Origin of the sequence: Priestia sp. SIMBA_032 (assembly GCF_046535215.1) — a bacterium.
GTDB lineage: Bacteria > Bacillota > Bacilli > Bacillales > Bacillaceae_H > Priestia > Priestia aryabhattai.
The window spans coordinates 1-372 of the sequence record NZ_JAWRXD010000224.1; the positions used below are offsets into that span (position 1 = coordinate 1).

A 372-nucleotide genomic window follows, 5' to 3' on the forward strand; every position below is an offset into this window, starting at 1 on the left:
CGGGTTCCCGCTCATCCTGTCGTTCTTCTCGAGCCCGGCAGGACACAGGCAGCTCGGTTCGCTGGTGCTGGCGGTCACCCTCACCCGCGCGCCCATCCTGGTGCCGCTCATGGCGCTCTCCAGCTTCCTGGTCAGCCAGTTCGCCCGGGCGCCGCAGGGCGCCTTCCGGCTGGTGACGCGCCTGTCGGCCCTCATCGCCGGCGTGGTCGCCGTGCTGTGCCTGTGCGCCTGGGCCTTCGGCGTCCCCGTGGTGAAGGCGGTGTTCGGTGCGCAGTTCGACCTCGACGCCGGGACGCTCACGGCGCTGGTCGCATCCTCCGGGATGATCGGGATACTCTGCGTCACCGGGTCCGCGGTTCTGGCGCGCAACCT

Annotated in this window: 1 protein-coding gene; it reads left to right on the plus strand. The window is 71.0% G+C overall.

Annotation, left to right across the window (positions count from 1 at the left end; genetic code table 11):
* Nucleotides 1–372, plus strand: a 372-nt coding sequence (locus SB717_RS34105) for a hypothetical protein (RefSeq protein WP_410907250.1), incomplete at both ends; no start/stop codon positions are given.